15 protein-coding genes are annotated in these 16,650 nt (G+C 65.2%); 14 read left to right on the forward strand and 1 reads right to left on the reverse strand.

All coding sequences use genetic code 11. The features are described from left to right. Positions 1-25 precede the first annotated feature (25 nt). From gsiB to ACSFBE_RS11260, 6 genes are all read left to right on the forward strand, one after another. On the forward strand, positions 26-1,564 hold the full coding sequence (gene gsiB, locus ACSFBE_RS11235) for a glutathione ABC transporter substrate-binding protein GsiB (protein ID WP_435490475.1): 1,539 nt from the start codon (positions 26-28) through the stop codon (positions 1,562-1,564). A 24-nt stretch (positions 1,565-1,588) separates the two neighbouring features. Continuing rightward, the gene (gene gsiC / locus ACSFBE_RS11240) at positions 1,589-2,509 is read left to right on the forward strand and encodes a glutathione ABC transporter permease GsiC (RefSeq protein ID WP_435490476.1); all 921 of its coding nucleotides are present in this window, start codon (positions 1,589-1,591) and stop codon (positions 2,507-2,509) included. Positions 2,510-2,522: 13 nt separating this feature from the next. Further along, complete coding sequence (gene gsiD / locus ACSFBE_RS11245; RefSeq protein WP_435490731.1) at positions 2,523-3,404, forward strand: glutathione ABC transporter permease GsiD; 882 nt, start codon at positions 2,523-2,525, stop codon at positions 3,402-3,404. Positions 3,405-3,406: 2 nt separating this feature from the next. Beyond that, entirely contained in the window at positions 3,407-4,444 is a 1,038-nt protein-coding gene (locus ACSFBE_RS11250) for a DmpA family aminopeptidase (RefSeq protein ID WP_435490477.1), read from the forward strand. 4 nt (positions 4,445-4,448) lie between these two features. Continuing rightward, entirely contained in the window at positions 4,449-5,267 is an 819-nt protein-coding gene (locus tag ACSFBE_RS11255) for a M55 family metallopeptidase (RefSeq protein ID WP_435490478.1), read from the forward strand. Between the two features lie 78 nt (positions 5,268-5,345). Next, complete coding sequence (locus ACSFBE_RS11260) at positions 5,346-6,080, forward strand: hypothetical protein (protein WP_435490479.1); 735 nt, start codon at positions 5,346-5,348, stop codon at positions 6,078-6,080. A 27-nt stretch (positions 6,081-6,107) separates the two neighbouring features. On the opposite strand, the gene argC is transcribed toward ACSFBE_RS11260, so the two are convergent. After that, complete coding sequence (argC, locus tag ACSFBE_RS11265; RefSeq protein ID WP_435490480.1) at positions 6,108-7,031, reverse strand: N-acetyl-gamma-glutamyl-phosphate reductase; 924 nt, start codon at positions 7,029-7,031, stop codon at positions 6,108-6,110. Positions 7,032-7,207: 176 nt separating this feature from the next. On the opposite strand from argC, the gene sucC reads away from it, so the two are divergent. The 8 genes from sucC to ACSFBE_RS11305 all read left to right on the forward strand — a co-directional run bounded on the left by sucC (position 7,208) and on the right by ACSFBE_RS11305 (position 15,458). Continuing rightward, a complete protein-coding gene (sucC, locus tag ACSFBE_RS11270; protein ID WP_435490481.1) occupies positions 7,208-8,371 on the forward strand; it encodes an ADP-forming succinate--CoA ligase subunit beta in 1,164 nt (387 codons plus the stop codon). Between the two features lie 10 nt (positions 8,372-8,381). After that, positions 8,382-9,275 carry a succinate--CoA ligase subunit alpha gene (sucD, locus tag ACSFBE_RS11275; RefSeq protein WP_286647620.1) on the forward strand — a complete coding sequence of 298 codons (894 nt, stop codon included), beginning with the start codon at positions 8,382-8,384 and terminating at the stop codon, positions 9,273-9,275. A gap of 89 nt (positions 9,276-9,364) precedes the next feature. Continuing rightward, positions 9,365-10,051, forward strand: a complete 687-nt coding sequence (locus ACSFBE_RS11280) for a TerC family protein (protein WP_435490482.1) — start codon at positions 9,365-9,367, stop codon at positions 10,049-10,051. Between the two features lie 32 nt (positions 10,052-10,083). Next, positions 10,084-10,896 (forward strand): Stp1/IreP family PP2C-type Ser/Thr phosphatase, encoded by an 813-nt coding sequence (locus ACSFBE_RS11285; RefSeq protein WP_435490483.1) that lies wholly within the window; start codon positions 10,084-10,086, stop codon positions 10,894-10,896. 65 nt (positions 10,897-10,961) lie between these two features. Continuing rightward, the gene (locus ACSFBE_RS11290; protein WP_435490484.1) at positions 10,962-11,615 is read left to right on the forward strand and encodes an FHA domain-containing protein; all 654 of its coding nucleotides are present in this window, start codon (positions 10,962-10,964) and stop codon (positions 11,613-11,615) included. A gap of 36 nt (positions 11,616-11,651) precedes the next feature. Further along, positions 11,652-13,922 (forward strand): CHASE2 domain-containing protein, encoded by a 2,271-nt coding sequence (locus ACSFBE_RS11295; protein WP_435490485.1) that lies wholly within the window; start codon positions 11,652-11,654, stop codon positions 13,920-13,922. A 17-nt stretch (positions 13,923-13,939) separates the two neighbouring features. Continuing rightward, positions 13,940-14,749: a 3',5'-cyclic-nucleotide phosphodiesterase gene (locus tag ACSFBE_RS11300; protein ID WP_435490486.1), complete on the forward strand. Its 810-nt coding sequence runs from the start codon at positions 13,940-13,942 to the stop codon at positions 14,747-14,749. A gap of 229 nt (positions 14,750-14,978) precedes the next feature. Then, on the forward strand, positions 14,979-15,458 hold the full coding sequence (locus ACSFBE_RS11305) for a pilin (RefSeq protein ID WP_435490487.1): 480 nt from the start codon (positions 14,979-14,981) through the stop codon (positions 15,456-15,458). The last annotated feature ends 1,192 nt before the right edge of the window (positions 15,459-16,650 follow it).

The following is a 16,650-nucleotide window of genomic DNA, read 5'->3' on the forward strand; positions in this document are numbered from 1 at the left end:
CAACCGACTTCAAAGGAGTCTTCGCATGTTCACCCAACGCCTTTCCCGAATTGCAGGCGCGCTGGCCCTGGCCGGCGTCGCGCTGTCCGCCCACGCCGCCAAGGACGTCGTGGTCGCGGTGCAGTCGAACTTCACGACGACCGACCCGTACGACGCGAACGACACGCTGTCGCAGGCCGTGGCCAAGTCCTTCTATCAAGGCCTCTACGGCTTCGACAAGGACATGAAGATGGTGCCGGTGCTCGCCACCGGCCACACGGTCAGCAAGGACGGCCTGGTCTACACGCTGAAACTGCGCAGCGGCGTCAAGTTCCATGACGGCACCGACTTCAACGCCGAAGCCGTGAAGGCCACCTTCGACCGCGTGACCAACCCCGACAACAAGCTCAAGCGCTACAACCTCTACAAGAACATCGCGAAGACCGAGGCGGTCGACGCGACCACGGTCAAGTTCACGCTCACCGAGCCGTTCTCGCCCTTCATGAACACGCTGGCGCATCCCTCCGCCGTGATCATCTCGCCGGCAGCGCTGGCCAAATTCGGCAGCAAGGGCATCGCCCAGAACCCGGTCGGCACCGGCCCCTTCAAGTTCGTCGAATGGAAGTCGACCGACTACCTGAAGGTCGCCAAGTTCGACGGCTACTGGCGCAAGGGCTACCCGAAGGTCGACTCGATCACCTGGCGCCCGGTGGTGGACAACAACACCCGCTCCGCGATGATGCAGACCAACGAGGCGCACTTCGCCTTCCCGATGCCGCCCGAATCGGTGGCGACGCTGCAGGGCAAGCCCAGCCTGGAAGTGACGGCTGCGCCGTCGATCATCCAGCGCTACCTCTCTTTCAACACGCAGCAGAAGCCTTTCGACAACCCGAAGGTGCGTGAAGCGATCAACTACGCGATCAACAAGGAGGCGCTGGTCAAGGTGGCCTTCTCCGGCTATGCGATCCCGGCCGAGGGCGTGCTGCCCAAGGGCGTCGATGGCGCGGTCAAGCTGGGCCCGTGGCCCTACAACCCGACCAAGGCGAAGGAACTGCTGAAGGAAGCCGGCTACCCCAACGGCTTCGAGAGCACGCTCTGGTCGGCCTACAACTACACGACCGCGCAGAAGGTGATCCAGTTCGTGCAGCAGCAGCTGGGCCAGGTCGGCATCAAGGTGCAGGTGCAGGCGCTCGAAGCCGGCCAGCGCGTCGAACGCGTCGAAAGCGCACAAGACCCTGCCACCGCGCCGGTGCGCATGTACTACGTGGGCTGGTCGTCGTCGACCGGTGAAGCCGACTGGGCGCTGCGTCCGCTGCTGTCGTCGGAATCGTTCCCGCCGAAGCTCTTCAACACGGCCTACTACAAGAACGACGAGGTCGACGCCGGCATCAAGAAGGCGCTGGTCACGACCGACCTGCCGGCCAAGGCGAAGATCTACGCCGACGTGCAGCAACGCATCTGGAAGGATGCACCCTGGGCCTTCCTGGTGACGGAGCAGCTGCTGTCGGTGCGTGCCCGCAATCTGGCCGGCTTCTACGTCATTCCCGATGGCAGCTTCAACTTCGACGACGTCGAACTGAAGTAAACGCGTCAACGCTGTTCCGCGACGATGACTTCCTACATCCTCAAGCGCCTGCTGGGTCTGCTGCCGACGCTCTTCATCGTCGCGGTGCTGGTGTTCCTGTTCGTCCACATGCTGCCGGGTGACCCGGCGCGGCTCGCGGCGGGCGTCGATGCCAGCCCCGAGACGGTCGAACTGGTGCGCCAGGACCTGGGTCTCGACAAGCCGATGCCCCAGCAGTTCCTGAACTTCTTCGTGAACCTGGTGCAGGGCGACTTCGGCACCTCGCTGCGCTCGAAGCGGCCGGTGTCGATAGAGATCGCCGAGCGCTTCATGCCGACGCTGCTGCTCACCCTCACCAGCATGGTGTGGGCGGTGGTCTTCGGCATGGTGATCGGCATCGTGTCGGCCGTGTACCGCAACCAATGGCCCGACCGCATCGGCATGACGCTGGCGGTCTCGGGCATCTCCTTTCCCGCCTTCGCGCTGGGCATGCTGCTGATGCAGGTGTTCTCGGTGCAGCTGGGCTGGCTGCCGACCGTCGGCGCCGATTCGTGGCGCCACTACATCCTGCCCTCGCTCACGCTGGGGGCGGCCGTCGCGGCCGTGATGGCGCGCTTCACACGGTCGTCCTTCATCGAGGTGATCCAGGAAGACTTCGTGCGCACCGCGCGCGCCAAGGGCGTGAGCGAGAAATGGGTGGTGCTCAAGCACTGCCTGCGCAACGCGCTGATTCCCGTGGTGACCATGATGGGCCTGCAGTTCGGCTTTCTTCTCGGCGGCTCGATCGTGGTCGAAGCCGTCTTCAACTGGCCGGGGTTGGGCCGCCTGCTGGTCGACGCGATCGACATGCGCGACTACCCCGTCATCCAGACCCTCGTGCTGCTCTTCTCGCTCGAGTTCATCCTGATCAACCTCGTCGTCGACGTGCTCTATGGCTTCATCAATCCCACCATCCGATACAAGTGAAGCGTCCGTGACGATGGCCGCCGCCGTGGCGGTGGTCGAGGCCGGCGTGCGCACCCCGTGGAGCGAGTTCTGGCGCAAGTTCCGCATGCAGCACGTCGCCTTCGGCGCGCTCGTCTTCGTGGTGCTGCTGGTGCTGGTCGCGGTGCTCGCGCCCTGGATCGTGCCCTTCGACGCCGAGAACTTCTTCGACTACGACCGCATCAACCAGGGCCCGTCGGCCATGCACTGGTTCGGCGTCGACCCGCTGGGCCGCGACATCTTCAGCCGCATCCTGATGGGCACGCGCATCTCGCTGGCAGCGGGCTTCTTCTCGGTGGTGCTCGGCGCCATCATCGGCACCGTGTTCGGCCTCCTGGCCGGCTACTACGGCGGCTGGTGGGACCGCATCGTCATGCGCATCTCCGACGTGCTCTTCGCCTTTCCGGGCGTGCTGCTCGCGCTGGGCGTGGTGGCGATCCTCGGCAGCGGCATGGTCAACGTGGTGATCGCGGTGTCGGTGTTCAGCGTGCCGGCCTTCGCGCGCCTGGTGCGCGGCAACACGCTGGTGCTGAAGAACCTGACCTACATCGAGGCCACGCAGAGCATCGGCGCGAGCGACCGCACGATCCTGCTGCGCCACATCCTGCCGGGCACCATTTCGGCCATCGTCGTGTATTTCACGATGCGGCTGGGCACCTCGATCATCACGGCGGCGAGCCTGTCCTTCCTCGGCCTCGGTGCGCAGCCTCCGACGCCCGAATGGGGCGCGATGCTCAACGAGGCGCGCGCCGACATGGTCAACGCGCCGCACGTGGCGCTGTTCCCGTCGCTGGCGATCTTCTTCACCGTGCTGGCCTTCAACCTGCTGGGCGACGGCCTGCGCGACGCGCTCGATCCGAAGATCGACCGGCTGTAGCCATGGTGATGCCGGTCCCGCGCATCGGCCGCTTGCCTTCAGGCCGGCGCGATGCGATCACCGACGTGGCGGGCGTCAGCGTCGGCCACGCGACGCTCGACGAAGGAGGCGTGCAGACCGGCGTGACCGTCGTGCGCCCGCATGACGGCGACCCGTATCGGCAGCGCGTGCCTGCGGGCTTCGTGGTGCTCAACGGCTTCGGCAAGAGCGTGGGGCTGATGCAGGTCGAGGAACTCGGCGTGCTCGAGACGCCGATCGCGCTGACCAACACCTTCTCGGTGCCGGCGGTGGCGGCGGCACAGATTCGCCAGTGCGTGGCGGCCAACCCTGCGTGCGGTCGCGACCTGCCGACGGTGAATCCGCTGGTCTTCGAGTGCAACGATGGCTTTCTCAACGACATCCAGCGCATGGCGGTAAGCGGAGCCGACTACCTGCGGGCCCTGGCTGGCGCGAGCGAGGACTTCGAGCAGGGTTCGGTCGGGGCAGGACGCGGCATGACGAGCTTCGGGTTGAAGGGCGGCGTCGGCAGCGCCTCGCGGTGCGTGCAGATCGGCGCGACCATCTTCACGGTGGGCGCGCTGGTGCTGGCGAACTACGGCCGCCCGGAACAGCTGACGGTGGCCGGCGACGCGTGGGGCCCGCGGCTCGCGGCGCAATCCGGCGCCACGGACGACAGCCCCGAGAAGGGCTCGATCATCATGCTGCTGGCCACCGACGCGCCGCTCGATGCACGCCAACTGCGCCGCCTCGCGCTGCGCGCCGGCGCGGGGCTCGCACGCACCGGCTCGGTCTTTGGCCACGGCAGCGGCGACATCGCGCTGGCCTTCTCCACCGCCTACACGCTGCCGCAGCGCGCCGATGCGCCGATGCCCGCGGTCGCGCTGTTGCACGATGCGCTGCTCGACCCGCTCTTTCAAGCCGCGGCCGACAGCACCGAACAGGCGATTCTGCATGCGCTGTGGCGCGCGGAGACCGTCATCGGCCGCGACGGCCATGTGCGGCGCGCGCTGTGCGCTGTGCTGCCGCTCCCAACGAACTGACCCCATGAAAATCCTGATCTCCACCGACATCGAAGGCGTGGCCGGCGTTTACCACCCCCAGCAGACCCGATCGGGCAACGGCGAGTACGAGCGCGCCCGCCGCTGGATGACCGACGAGGCCAACGCCGCCATCGCCGGCGCCTTCGACGGTGGCGCGACCGAGGTCTACGTCAACGATTCGCACGGCGACTTCCGCAACCTGCTGCCTGACGTGCTCGACCCGCGCGCGCAGGCGATCCAGGGCAAGCCGCGCTACCTGAGCATGGTGGCGGGTGTGGAGTTGGGCATGGACGGCGTCTGCATGGTCGGCTACCACTCGCGCGCCCAAGGCGCAGGCATCCTGGCCCACACCATCAACAGCTTCGCCTTCGCGGCCATCGAGTTCGACGATCAGCCGATGAGCGAGGCGGGCATCTATGGCGCACTGGCGGGCGAGTACGGCGCGCCGGTGCTGATGGCGAGCGGTGACGACCTGTTCATCGCCGAGAGCCGGCCGCTGTTCCCGCACGCGACCTTCGTGCAGACCAAGCGCGCGACGGGGCAGACCAGCGGCATCTCGTTGTCGCCGGCGCAGTCGTGCGCGGCGATCCGTGCGGGCGTGGCCGAATCGATCGCAGCGCGCGGCGCGGTCAAGCCGCTCGTGTGGCCCGCGCCGCTGCGCGTGACGCTGCGCACCCAGACCCCGGCGCTGGCCGACCTGTTCTGTCAGTGGCCCACCTTCGAGCGTGTCGCGCCGGTCGAATTGCGTTTCGCAGCACCCTCGGTCGAGGCGGCGGTACGAATGCTCAATTGCTGTTCTGCGATGTCGGCCATGCTGCGGTAGCCCGCGCGGGAATGGCATGATCCGGCCCCATATCGGGGTCACCGCGCAGACGGGACCGGTCAATCAGGGAGGACCGTCATGTCATCGAATTCCAATGCCGCGCCGTCCATCGCGCGCACCGGGCTGAAGGCCAGTGCCGCCTTCGCCGGCTCGGTCATTCAGGGCATCGTGCTCGCCTTCGTGCTGGGTGGCGGCGTGTTCGCGTTCTACGTCACGCAACTGCACGGACCGGGCGCGCCTGCTGCGCGTGCAGGTGGCGCCGGTGCAGCGCTGGCGCTGCTCGTGTCGCCCCCGTTGCTGGTGGCCACGCTGCTGATCCTCTTCATTCCGCTGTACCTGATGGTCGGCGTCGCGCATGGTCGCCGCAAGGCCATGCAGAGGCTGGTGGCCGACCACGGCGATGCGATTTCGCAGCGACTCGCCATCGCGATCGGCAGCCGCATCGAAGCGATGCCGCGCACGCACGGTGTTCTCAAGCGCACGGCCGATTGGCTGTCGGTCGACCAGCTCTGCAGCCAGGTGGCGCCGATGCTGGGAAAAGGGCGGGCGATCCGCGCTGTGATCGCTTTCGTGCTGAAGCGTTTGCCGCTGTCCGAAACCTTGGCCGAGTGGCAACAGGCGCGCGCCGACATGCCCGATCAGCCCACGGCGCCCGGCGTCGACAGGCCGACGGATCCGGCGCTGCGCGAGCTGCTCACACGCCGCATCGGCGAGACGCTGAATGACCTGGGAACGCCATCCCGCACGCCCCTCTATATCGCCTTCGCAGCGCACGCCGCGCTGCTCGGCATCGGTCTCTGGCTGGTGTGGTGAGCTGACTGAACTGAGCGAACGGAGGGCTCAGAGCCCCAGCATCAGCTTCAGGTTCTGCACCGCGGCACCGCTGGCGCCCTTGCCCAGGTTGTCGAGGCGCGCGATGACGACCGCATGGCGATGGTCCTCGTTCGGGAACACCCGCAGCTCGAGCTGGTTCGTGTCGTTGAGCGCCGTGGGTTCGAGCTTGCCGTCCGGCGTCGGCGGCAGCACCGCGACGAACTTCTCGGGCGTGTTGCTCTGCGCGTAGTGCGCGGTCAGCACGTCGTGCAGATCGCCCGCCTTGGGTTTGCCCGGCAGGTCGTCCAGATGCAGCGGCAACTGCACCAGCATGCCCTGCTTGAAGTTGCCCACCGAAGGGATGAACACCGGCCGGCGCGTGAGCCCGGTGAACTTCATGATCTCGGGAATGTGCTTGTGCTTCAGGCCCAGCGCGTAGGTTTCGAACGGCGGCGCCTCGCCTTTTTCGTAGGCCTCGATCATGGTGCGGCCGCCCCCCGAATAGCCGCTGACCGAGGGCAGGGCAATGGGGAAGTCCTTGGGCAGCAGGCCGGCATCGACCAGCGGACGAACGATGGCGATGGCGCCGGTGGCGTAGCAGCCGGGATTGCCCACGCGCTCGGCCTTGGCGACGGCCTGCCAGTGGCCTTCGACCAGCTCGGGGAAGCCGAAGACCCAGTCGGGGTGCGTGCGGTGCGCGGTCGAGGCGTCGATGATCTTGGGCTTCCTGCCCGGCAGCTGGTCGATGAGGGCGACCGATTCGATCGCCGCGTCGTCGTGCAGGCAGAGGATGACGAGGTCGACGCCGGCCATCAGGTCACGCTTGGCATTCGCGTCCTTTCGCAACTCGGGCGCGATGCTGACGAGTTCGATCTGGGGCATCTTCGCGAGCCGCTCGCGAATCTGGAGGCCGGTGGTGCCGGCTTCGCCGTCGATGAAGACCTTGGCCATGGTGTTTTTACCGATGAGGGGCTACGTGATGACCGCAGGCGCACGCGCGCCGTTGGTGCGGCGCACCATGATACAGTCGCCTGTTGTTCGCCGCCCCCGCCCTGCGGAGCGCCGTGGCCCCCGAACAACAGCCCCATCCCTCTCCTGTTTTCAACCTCCGTTCCGAGAGACACCTCATGAAGATTCACGAGTACCAAGGCAAGGAAATTCTTGCCAAGTTCGGCGTGCCCGTGCCGCGCGGCATTCCGGCATACACGGTCCAGGAGGCGGTCGAGGCCGCCCAGAAACTTGGCGGCCCCGTGTGGGTGGTCAAGGCCCAGATTCACGCGGGCGGCCGCGGCAAGGGCGGCGGCGTCAAGGTCGCCAAGACCATCGAGGACGTGAAGCGCATCGCCGGCGAAATCCTGGGCATGCAGTTGATCACGCACCAGACCGGCCCCGAAGGCCAGAAGGTTCGTCGCCTCTACATCGAAGACGGCGCCGACATCAACAAGGAATACTACATTTCCGCCGTGACCGACCGCGCGACCCAGAAGGTCGCGTTCATCGCGTCGAGCGAAGGCGGCATGGACATCGAGGAAGTGGCGCATTCGTCGCCCGAGAAGATCATCACGGTCTTCGCCGACCCGCAACTCGGCCTGACCGACGCGCAAGCCAAGGAAATCGCCGACGGCATCGGCATGCCGGCCGATTCGACCGCGCAGACCGTCGACATCCTCAAGAAGCTCTACACCTGCTACATGGAGACGGACGCCTCGCTGGTCGAGATCAACCCGCTCAACCGTGACAGCAAGGGCAACGTGATGGCGCTCGACGCGAAGTTCAACTTCGACCCGAACGCGCTGTTCCGCCACCCCGAACTCGTCGCCCTGCGCGACCTGGACGAAGAAGACGCGGCCGAAGTCGAAGCCTCGAAGTTCGATCTCGCCTACATCTCTCTCGACGGCAACATCGGCTGCCTGGTGAACGGCGCCGGCCTGGCCATGGCCACCATGGACACCATCAAGCTGTTCGGCGGCGAGCCGGCCAACTTCCTGGACGTGGGCGGCGGTGCCACCCCCGAGAAGGTGACCGAAGCCTTCAAGATCATGTTGAAGAACAAGAACGTCAAGGGCATTCTGGTCAACATCTTCGGCGGCATCATGAAGTGCGACACCATCGCCACCGGCGTGATCGCAGCCTGCAAGGCCGTGAACCTCTCCGTGCCGCTGGTCGTGCGCATGAAGGGCACGAACGAAGTCGAAGGCAAGAAGATGCTGGCCGATTCCGGTCTGCCCATCATCAGCGCCGACACGATGGCCGACGCGGCCCAAAAAGTGGTTGCGGCAGTCGCCAAGTAAGGAACAAGTCATGTCGATCTACATCAACAAAGACACCAAGGTCATCACCCAAGGCATCACCGGCAAGACCGGTCAATTCCACACGGAAAAGTGCCAGGAATACGCGAACGGCAAGAACGCCTTCGTGGCAGGCGTGAACCCGAAGAAGGCCGGCGAGTCGATCTTCGGCATCCCGATCTTCGGTTCGGTCAAGGAAGCCGCATCGCAGACCGGCGCGACCGTGTCGGTGATCTACGTGCCGCCTCCGGGCGCCGCTGCCGCCATCTGGGAAGCCGTCGAGGCCGACCTGGACATGGCGATCTGCATCACCGAAGGCATTCCGGTCAAGGACATGCTCGAAGTGCGCAACAAGATGAAGGCCAAGGAAGCCGCCGGCGGCAAGAAGACGCTGCTGCTCGGTCCGAACTGCCCCGGCCTGATCACGCCCGACGAAATCAAGATCGGCATCATGCCCGGCCACATCCACCGCAAGGGCCGCATCGGCGTGGTCTCGCGCTCGGGCACGCTGACCTATGAAGCCGTGGCCCAGCTGACCGAAATCGGCCTCGGCCAATCGTCGGCAGTCGGCATCGGCGGCGACCCGATCAACGGTCTGAAGCACATCGACGTGATGAAGGCCTTCAACGACGATCCGGACACCGACGCCGTCATCATGATCGGCGAAATCGGCGGCCCGGACGAAGCCGACGCCGCCCGCTGGTGCAAGCTCAACATGAAGAAGCCGGTGGTCGGCTTCATCGCCGGCGTCACGGCGCCTCCGGGCAAGCGCATGGGCCACGCCGGCGCGCTGATTTCCGGCGGTGCCGACACGGCCGATGCCAAGCTCGCCATCATGGAAGAGTCGGGCTTCACCGTGACGCGCAACTTCTCGGAACTGGCCAAGCTGCTCAAGGCCAAGCTGTAAGACTCGCGTCCCTCGCCACACACAAACGAAGAGCGCTCGCAATTGAGGTTGCGGGCGCTTTTTCAATACATAACACGTGGAAAAGAGACATGGAACTCCTTCAAAGCGCCGACTTCTGGATCGGCCTGATCAAGATTGTCTGGATCAACATCATTCTTTCGGGTGACAACGCGGTGGTGATCGCGTTGGCGGCCCGTTCGCTGCCGCCGGCGCAGCAGAAAAAAGCCGTGCTGTTCGGCTCGGGCGCGGCCGTGGTGCTGCGCATCGCGCTGACGGTGGTCGCGGCCAAGCTCCTGGGCCTGCCTTTCCTGCAGATCGTCGGCGGCATGCTGCTGCTGTGGATCGGGCTCCAATTGCTGGGCGACGAGGAAGAAGGCGATGGCGAGAGCAAGGAGTACGGCAGCCTCATGGCCGCCGTGCGCACCATCCTGATCGCCGACCTGGTGATGAGCCTGGACAACGTGATCGCCGTAGCCGCCGCTGCCCAGGGCAATACGACGCTCCTGGTCCTCGGTCTGGCGATCAGCATTCCCTTGGTGATCTTCGGCAGTACGCTCATGATCAAGCTCATGGAACGCTTCCCCATCATCGTGATGCTCGGCGCCGCGCTGATCGGCTGGGTCGGTGGCGAGACCATCGTGAATGACGTCTTCCTGCACGACGTGCTGGTCGCCAACCCCTGGCTGCACTATGCTGCGGCGGCTGCAGGCGCCGCCTTCGTGGTGTTGGTGGGGCGCTGGCTGCAAAGGCGCAACCGCCCCCAGCCTGCGCACTAACGCGCACTAATGCGCCTTTCGGCCCGATGACCATGACTGCTCCCGATACGTCTCCCCCCCCTCTCGAGGATGCGGTCCAGTCATGGGATTTCGCGGCGCTGACCGACGCCGGTCGGGTGCGCGCCAACAACGAAGACGCGATCGCCGTCGACGCCTCGCTCGGCCTGACGATCCTGGCCGACGGCATGGGCGGCTACAACGGCGGCGAAGTCGCCAGCGGCATGGCGGTGGCGTTGCTGCAGGCCAGCTTTGGCCGCTGGCTCGCGCATGCCGGCGCCGATGCGCATGCGCGTGCCGTCAAGCGCGCCCTTCAGGCGGGCACCGACGAGGCCAATGCCGCCATCCTGGAAGCCGGCGTGGCCAACATGCAACTGCAAGGCATGGGGACGACGCTGGTGCTGGCGGCTTTCGGGCCGCAGCGGGTGGTGGTCGGCCACATCGGCGACTCGCGCTGCTACCGGCTGCGGGCCGGCAAGCTGCAGCTGCTGACGCGCGACCATTCGCTGCTGCAGGAACAGCTCGACGCCGGCCTCATCACGCTCGAGCAGGCGGCGCAGTCGCCGCACCGCAACCTGGTGACACGCGCGCTGGGCATCGAGCGCGCGGTCGAACTCGAGATGCACGAGCACGGCGCCCGGCTCGGCGACCTTTATCTGCTGTGCTCGGACGGGCTCAGCGAGATGGTGAGCGACGACCAGATTCGCACACTTCTGTTACATAACTGCGACTTGACTCAAAAAGCACTACTTTTGGTTGCAGCGGCGAACGACAATGGCGGCCGGGACAATATTTCTGTCGTCCTTGCGAGGGCTGCCGGCGACGAAGCGTCGGAAGCCCAGGGGTAGAAGTCCAGCAGATCCACCCTTTGCACAGGGGCCGCTGATACAAACACGCAGTTCAGGAGTCGGCCATGCCGAAAATGATCGTTTCGATCGATGGGGTTGTGATCAAAGAGGTAACGCTCGCCAAGGACCGGACCACGCTCGGCCGGCGGCCTTACAACGACATCGTGATCGACAATCTGGCGATCAGCGGCGAGCACGCTGTGCTGCACATGATCGGCGGCGACGTCTACCTTGAAGACCTCAACAGCACCAACGGAACGTACGTCAACGCTCGCGCCATCAAGAAGCAGGCGCTGGAGAACAACGACGTCATCGAGGTCGGCAAGTACAAGATCCGCTACCTGGCGGGCGGCGAACCCGGCGCGGTCGCCAGCGGCCCGGTGCGCGTCGGGCCGCCCGTCGTGTCCGGGCCCATCCCCCTGTCCAGCGCGCCGACCGTGTCGTCGCCCCTGGGCGGCCCGGTGGCCGCGGCGGCCATCCGTGTGCTGTCGGGTGCCGGAGCCGGGCGCGAGCTTTCCCTCGAGAAGGTCGTCACGACCATCGGCAAGCCCGGCGTCGCCGTGGCGGCTGTCACGCGGCGGCTGCACGGCTATGTCGTCGCCCCGATCGACGGCGGCACCACGCTCAACGGCGAGCTGCTCGGCAACGAAGCCGTGGCGCTGCAAGATGGTGACGTGCTCGAATTGGGCGGCACGCGCATGCAGTTCATTCACGCCTGATCTTTCCTGGTGGGGCAACGCCGGCTACGGCGCGACATGAAAGCGCTGCGCCAGCACTGGCTGCGAATCCTCATCACGCTGCTGCCGGTCGTCGTGGCGCTTGGCCATGCGGCCGGCGCCTGGCGTTCCCCTTTCGTCGAGCCTTTCGACAATTTCATCTACGACACGCGGCTGCGGCTCACCATGCCGCGCACGCTCGACCCCCGCATCGTCATCGTCGACATCGACGACCCGAGCCTCCAGCAACTGGGCCAGTGGCCGTGGAGCCGCGACAAGCTGGCGCGGCTGACCGACGAGCTCATGGACCGGCAGCAGGCGGCGGTGCTCGGCTATGACGTGCTCTTCGTCGAGACGGACGGCAGCTCGGGCCTGAGCACGCTGCGCACCCTGGCCGACGGCCCCCTGCGCGACAACGCGCCCTTCGCCGAGCAACTGGAACTGCTGGCCCCCAGCCTCGACTACGACGTCACGTTCGCCCAGTCGCTGGCCGGCGAGCGGGTGGCGCTCGGCTACTACTTCACCCAGACGGCAACGCCCCATGCCAAGGGCCGGCTGCCCACACCGGTGCTGTCGGTCGATGCCTTTCCGCGCGGCCGCGCCTATGCCACCCGCTGGAACGGCTTTGCCGGCAGCATCACGCCGCTGGCCGCAGCCGCGCCGACCAGCGGCTTCATCAACGTGCTGATCGAGTCGAGCGAAGACGGGGTGGTGCGCGCGGCCCCGTTGCTCGCGCGCTATGACGGCGACGCGGCGACGCCGGGCTTTTACGAATCGCTGGCGCTGGCTGTCTACCGGCTGGCGCGCGGCACCCCGTCGGTCCGGCCGTCTTTCACGCCCAACGCCTTGCCGAATGCACCGGTCCTGCTCGAGGCGGTGGTGCTGAATTCGTCGGCGATGCCGCGCCTGCGGGTACCCGTCGACCAGAGCGCCAGCCTGCTGGTGCCGTACCGCGGCCCCGGCGGCGCCCGCGGCGGCTCGTTCCGCTATGTGGCCGCGGCCGACGTGCTGGCCGGCAAGCTGGCACCGGCCGAACTCAAGGACAAGATCGTGCTGATCGGCGCCACTGCGCCCGGCCTGCAGGACTTGCGGGCGACACCCGTCGGCGCAGCCTTCCCTGGCGTGGAAGTGCATGCCAACATCATCTCGGGCCTGCTCGATGCCCGGCTGCCTTTCGTGCCGGACTATGCCCCCGGCTACGACGTGCTGGTGCTGCTGGTGGCCGGCCTCGTCCTGGCCGTCGGCATGTCGCTGCTGCCCGCCTCGCGCGCCGTGCTGCTCGGTGCGGCGGTCGGCACCGTGGTCGTCGGACTGAACGCGGTACTGTTCGCCAGCTTTGGCCTGGTGCTGCCTCTGGCGGTCGCGCTGATGATGATGGCGATGGCCTTCGTGCTCAACATGAGCTGGGGCTACTTCGTCGAGGCGCGGGCCCGCCGCAGCCTGGCGCGGCTGTTCGGCACCTATGTGCCGCCGCAGCTGGTGGACGAGATGCTGGCGCGCCCCGAGCGCTACAGCATGCGGGCCGAAAGCAAGGAGCTCACCGTGATGTTCTGCGACATGCGCGGCTTCACCCAGCTGTCCGAGAAGATGGCGCCGACCGAGCTGCAGGCCTTTCTCAACGCCGTCTTCAGCCGGCTCACCGAAATCATCAACGCCCACCGCGGCACGGTCGACAAGTACATGGGCGATTGCGTCATGGCCTTCTGGGGCGCGCCGGTCGACACCCCCAACCACGCCACGCTGGCCGTTCGGGCGGCGGTCGAAATGGTCGCCGCCGTGCAGGAAATCAACCTGGCGCACCGCGACGCCGGCCGCCCGGAAATCAGCGTGGGCATCGGCCTGAACACCGGCGTCATGAGCGTCGGCGACATGGGCTCGGCAGTGCGCCGCAGCTATACGGTGGTGGGCGACGCCGTCAACCTGGCCGCCCGGCTCGAAGGCCTCAGCGGCCACTATGGCGCGCAGATCCTCGCGTCCGAAAGCACCCGGCAGGCCGTGCCGACGTACATCTGGCAGGAACTCGACCTGGTCTACGTCCGGGGCAAGGCCCGCGCCGTGGCCATCTTCACGCCGGTGGGGCACGGCGGCGACGTCGGCGTTGCCCACCTGGCGCAGCTCGAACGCTGGGCGCTCGTGCTCTCGGCCTACCGTGCCCAGCAGTGGGCCGAGGGGCGCACCCTGCTTGCGCCGCTGCTGGCGGCCGATGCCAAAAAAGTCCTTTACCAGCTTTACGCCAAGCGTTTAGCCTCCATGGCATTGCAGCCCAAAGACCCGAACTGGGACGGCGCAATCCGCTTCGAAACCAAATAACCCAAGGGTCTTACACAATGCAGGTGCGTGTGCTCGGCTGTTCTGGCGCCATCGCCAAGGACTGTCGCACGACATCCTTCCTGGTCGACGACGACCTCCTCATCGATGCCGGCACCGGCGTCGGCGACCTCACGCTGGCGCAGATGGCGGACATCGACGACGTGCTGCTCACCCACTCGCACCTCGACCACATCGCCGCCCTGCCGCTGATGATCGACGCCGTCGCGTCTCGCCGGACGCAGCCGCTGCGGGTGCACGCGCTGCGCGCCACCATCGAGGCCCTGCGCGCCCACGTCTTCAACAACGTCATCTGGCCCGATTTCGCGAGCATTCCCAGCCGCGAGTCGCCTTTCGTCAGCTTCCATGACATCGCGGTCGGCCAGACCCTGCAACTCGGCAGCCGCCGACCCAAGGCCGTCGAGGTGCTGCCGGCCGTCCACACCGTGCCCGCCTGCGGCTTTGCCGTGCGCTGCGCGGCCACCGGGGGGCCGCACTGGGTCTACAGCGGCGACACCGAGCGCAACCCGCCCTTCTGGGACCGCGTGAACGCCCTCGACGTTGCCATGCTCGTCATCGAAACCGCCTTCAGCGACCGCGAGCAGGCCCTGGCCCAGCGCAGCCTGCACCTGTCGCCGGCCACCCTGGTCGACGAACTGGCGTACATCGCAACGGGCCGGGACTACCCGATCTACATCACCCACACCAAGCCGGCCGAAACCGGCGAGATCATGAACCAGATCGACGCCATCACGGCCGACTGGCAAGCGCGCGGCGTGGCGCGGCACGACATCCGCTGGCTGCAGACGGGCGGCGTGCTGACCGTCTGAGCCGGAGCCGAGCGAGGGGACCGCCATCGTCACTTTCGGCAGGCGTGACGCGTTTTGTCAGGGTGTGAGGCTCGCAAACAACGAAGTTTGTCACGCCATGTAACCAAAACGTGAACAAATGGGCGTCCACTGGCCCATCGGCGTCAGGGTTCGGGGTTGGCACAGTAGCTGCGGATAGAACCCCGCGCCGGGCACATTCCGGCCCTGTCAACCCAACCTGGAGTAAGTAATGAACCGTCGTTCCATCGCACGCAACGTGCAAAAGGGTTTCACCCTGATCGAGTTGATGATCGTTGTGGCGATCATTGGTATCTTGGCTGCTATTGCCATTCCTCAGTATTCAAATTACACTTCCCGCACTCGCGCGGCTGGAGCGATGGCTGAATTGGCTTCGGTAAAAACGGCCATCGCAGTGTGCTACACCGAGACCCTCACTTTGACTGGCTGCAATTCCAACACTAACGGAATCCCGGTTGCGGTCACGAACGCTGCTACTGGGGCTACGAGAAATATTACTGCCGCAAGTGTGACGAACGGGGTTATTACCGCTACATCTGGCGCCACGACGGCCGCTTCACCCCCTGTAGCACTGACCATCATCGACACCCCTACCATTGCAGCAGCCAACGGCAATATGCTTTGGACGAACACTGGTACGATATGTAACGACACCAGAGGCCTGAAGGGCGGCCAAGGCGACTGCCTGTAATCGGTCTAGTGGGCTACGTGGAGGCCCACTGAGGCCAACACCGTTAGTCATCGGTCGACAAAATTATCTTTTCGTTAAAAAAAGGAGCGCCTTGGCGCTCCTTTTTTCATGAGATGCCGATCGGATAGAAAATAAGCGTGACCGGCCGGTGAGTCTGCCTCTATGATTGACGACTTGCGAGTGCTGACGTGAGTCGTCTTCGCACTCAACACCCATGCATTTAAATGCTACGAATTCCACTGCGCTTTTCGACCCATTGACCGCGGCAACTATACTTCGGCTTTTCAGTAGCTGAATTGAGCTTCCTATTGTCACAATGAAAGCGTTGCTTTCCCTTAGTCAAAAGATTCGCCCTAAATATCAAAGCGGGCGTGGCTTGTTGGAAGTATTCATGGCGATTGCCATCCTATGTCTGCTTGGGGTTATTTTGCTTATCCAGCTTCGATCTTAAAAACCCGCCCTCAATCTCCAGATTGGGCGATAGCGAAAGAGGTGCATTGGAAAGCTGAGCAGCCTAATAATTGGCAAGCTGTTGATAGTGAACCTTTCCTGCGAAGATCGGAACAAAGTTAAGCAGAAGTACGTCGCTGTATGCACTTTGCAGCATCAGCCAAGGTAGCTCAGCCGCCGTTCGCCGTGACAAACACTCAGCAGAACTGGCAAATGATTCTGGCAGGAGCGCTCATCAAGGCCGGCATTCCGCGCGCAAACCATGATTGATGAAGTCACGATCTGCCAATGAGCCGCCAAGCGGAACTGACGACCTTCAGTCGAAGCTCGAATCTAACGCTCATGCGCCACACGGTCTTCGCCGTGCCATAGGAAGGGAAGCCGAACATCAGCAAGAGGACACCGGGGCGCACGATCCTGGTAACCGCAAAACTGCTTCACAACCGGACCGAACCAAGTTCGGGCGATGGATATCGGGTATCGGGCGGCACCACACCGACGGCCACATTTGCGCCTGCAGGCCCGAACACCTACGTGGTGTACTTTGATTCGCTGCTGCCCCTTTTCCTCCGCGACAACCTCTCCCTTGCTGATTCCACATCAATAACTTGGGGCCTGTTCAATGAGCCAGACGGACCAATAGGTCGCGCATGTTGATCAACTCTTCGAGTTTAAGAAGTTACAGAAATCAGCCATTTTTGTTTTGCCCAAGCGGCTGCTAAGTATCCGACTGACAGGCATC

This window comes from Variovorax sucrosi (genome assembly GCF_051216635.1).
In the GTDB taxonomy this organism is placed as follows: domain Bacteria; phylum Pseudomonadota; class Gammaproteobacteria; order Burkholderiales; family Burkholderiaceae_C; genus Variovorax.

Bases quoted from the DNA above. Each gene is read 5' to 3' on its own strand.
- gsiB (WP_435490475.1), top strand. From the start codon at position 26: ATGTTCACCCAACGCCTTTCCCGAATTGCAGGCGCGCTGGCCCTGGCC.
- gsiC (WP_435490476.1), top strand. From the start codon at position 1,589: ATGACTTCCTACATCCTCAAGCGCCTGCTGGGTCTGCTGCCGACGCTC.
- gsiD (WP_435490731.1), top strand. From the start codon at position 2,523: ATGGCCGCCGCCGTGGCGGTGGTCGAGGCCGGCGTGCGCACCCCGTGG.
- ACSFBE_RS11250 (WP_435490477.1), top strand. From the start codon at position 3,407: ATGGTGATGCCGGTCCCGCGCATCGGCCGCTTGCCTTCAGGCCGGCGC.
- ACSFBE_RS11255 (WP_435490478.1), top strand. From the start codon at position 4,449: ATGAAAATCCTGATCTCCACCGACATCGAAGGCGTGGCCGGCGTTTAC.
- ACSFBE_RS11260 (WP_435490479.1), top strand. From the start codon at position 5,346: ATGTCATCGAATTCCAATGCCGCGCCGTCCATCGCGCGCACCGGGCTG.
- argC (WP_435490480.1), bottom strand. From the start codon at position 7,031: ATGGCCAAGGTCTTCATCGACGGCGAAGCCGGCACCACCGGCCTCCAG.
- sucC (WP_435490481.1), top strand. From the start codon at position 7,208: ATGAAGATTCACGAGTACCAAGGCAAGGAAATTCTTGCCAAGTTCGGC.
- sucD (WP_286647620.1), top strand. From the start codon at position 8,382: ATGTCGATCTACATCAACAAAGACACCAAGGTCATCACCCAAGGCATC.
- ACSFBE_RS11280 (WP_435490482.1), top strand. From the start codon at position 9,365: ATGGAACTCCTTCAAAGCGCCGACTTCTGGATCGGCCTGATCAAGATT.
- ACSFBE_RS11285 (WP_435490483.1), top strand. From the start codon at position 10,084: ATGACTGCTCCCGATACGTCTCCCCCCCCTCTCGAGGATGCGGTCCAG.
- ACSFBE_RS11290 (WP_435490484.1), top strand. From the start codon at position 10,962: ATGCCGAAAATGATCGTTTCGATCGATGGGGTTGTGATCAAAGAGGTA.
- ACSFBE_RS11295 (WP_435490485.1), top strand. From the start codon at position 11,652: ATGAAAGCGCTGCGCCAGCACTGGCTGCGAATCCTCATCACGCTGCTG.
- ACSFBE_RS11300 (WP_435490486.1), top strand. From the start codon at position 13,940: ATGCAGGTGCGTGTGCTCGGCTGTTCTGGCGCCATCGCCAAGGACTGT.
- ACSFBE_RS11305 (WP_435490487.1), top strand. From the start codon at position 14,979: ATGAACCGTCGTTCCATCGCACGCAACGTGCAAAAGGGTTTCACCCTG.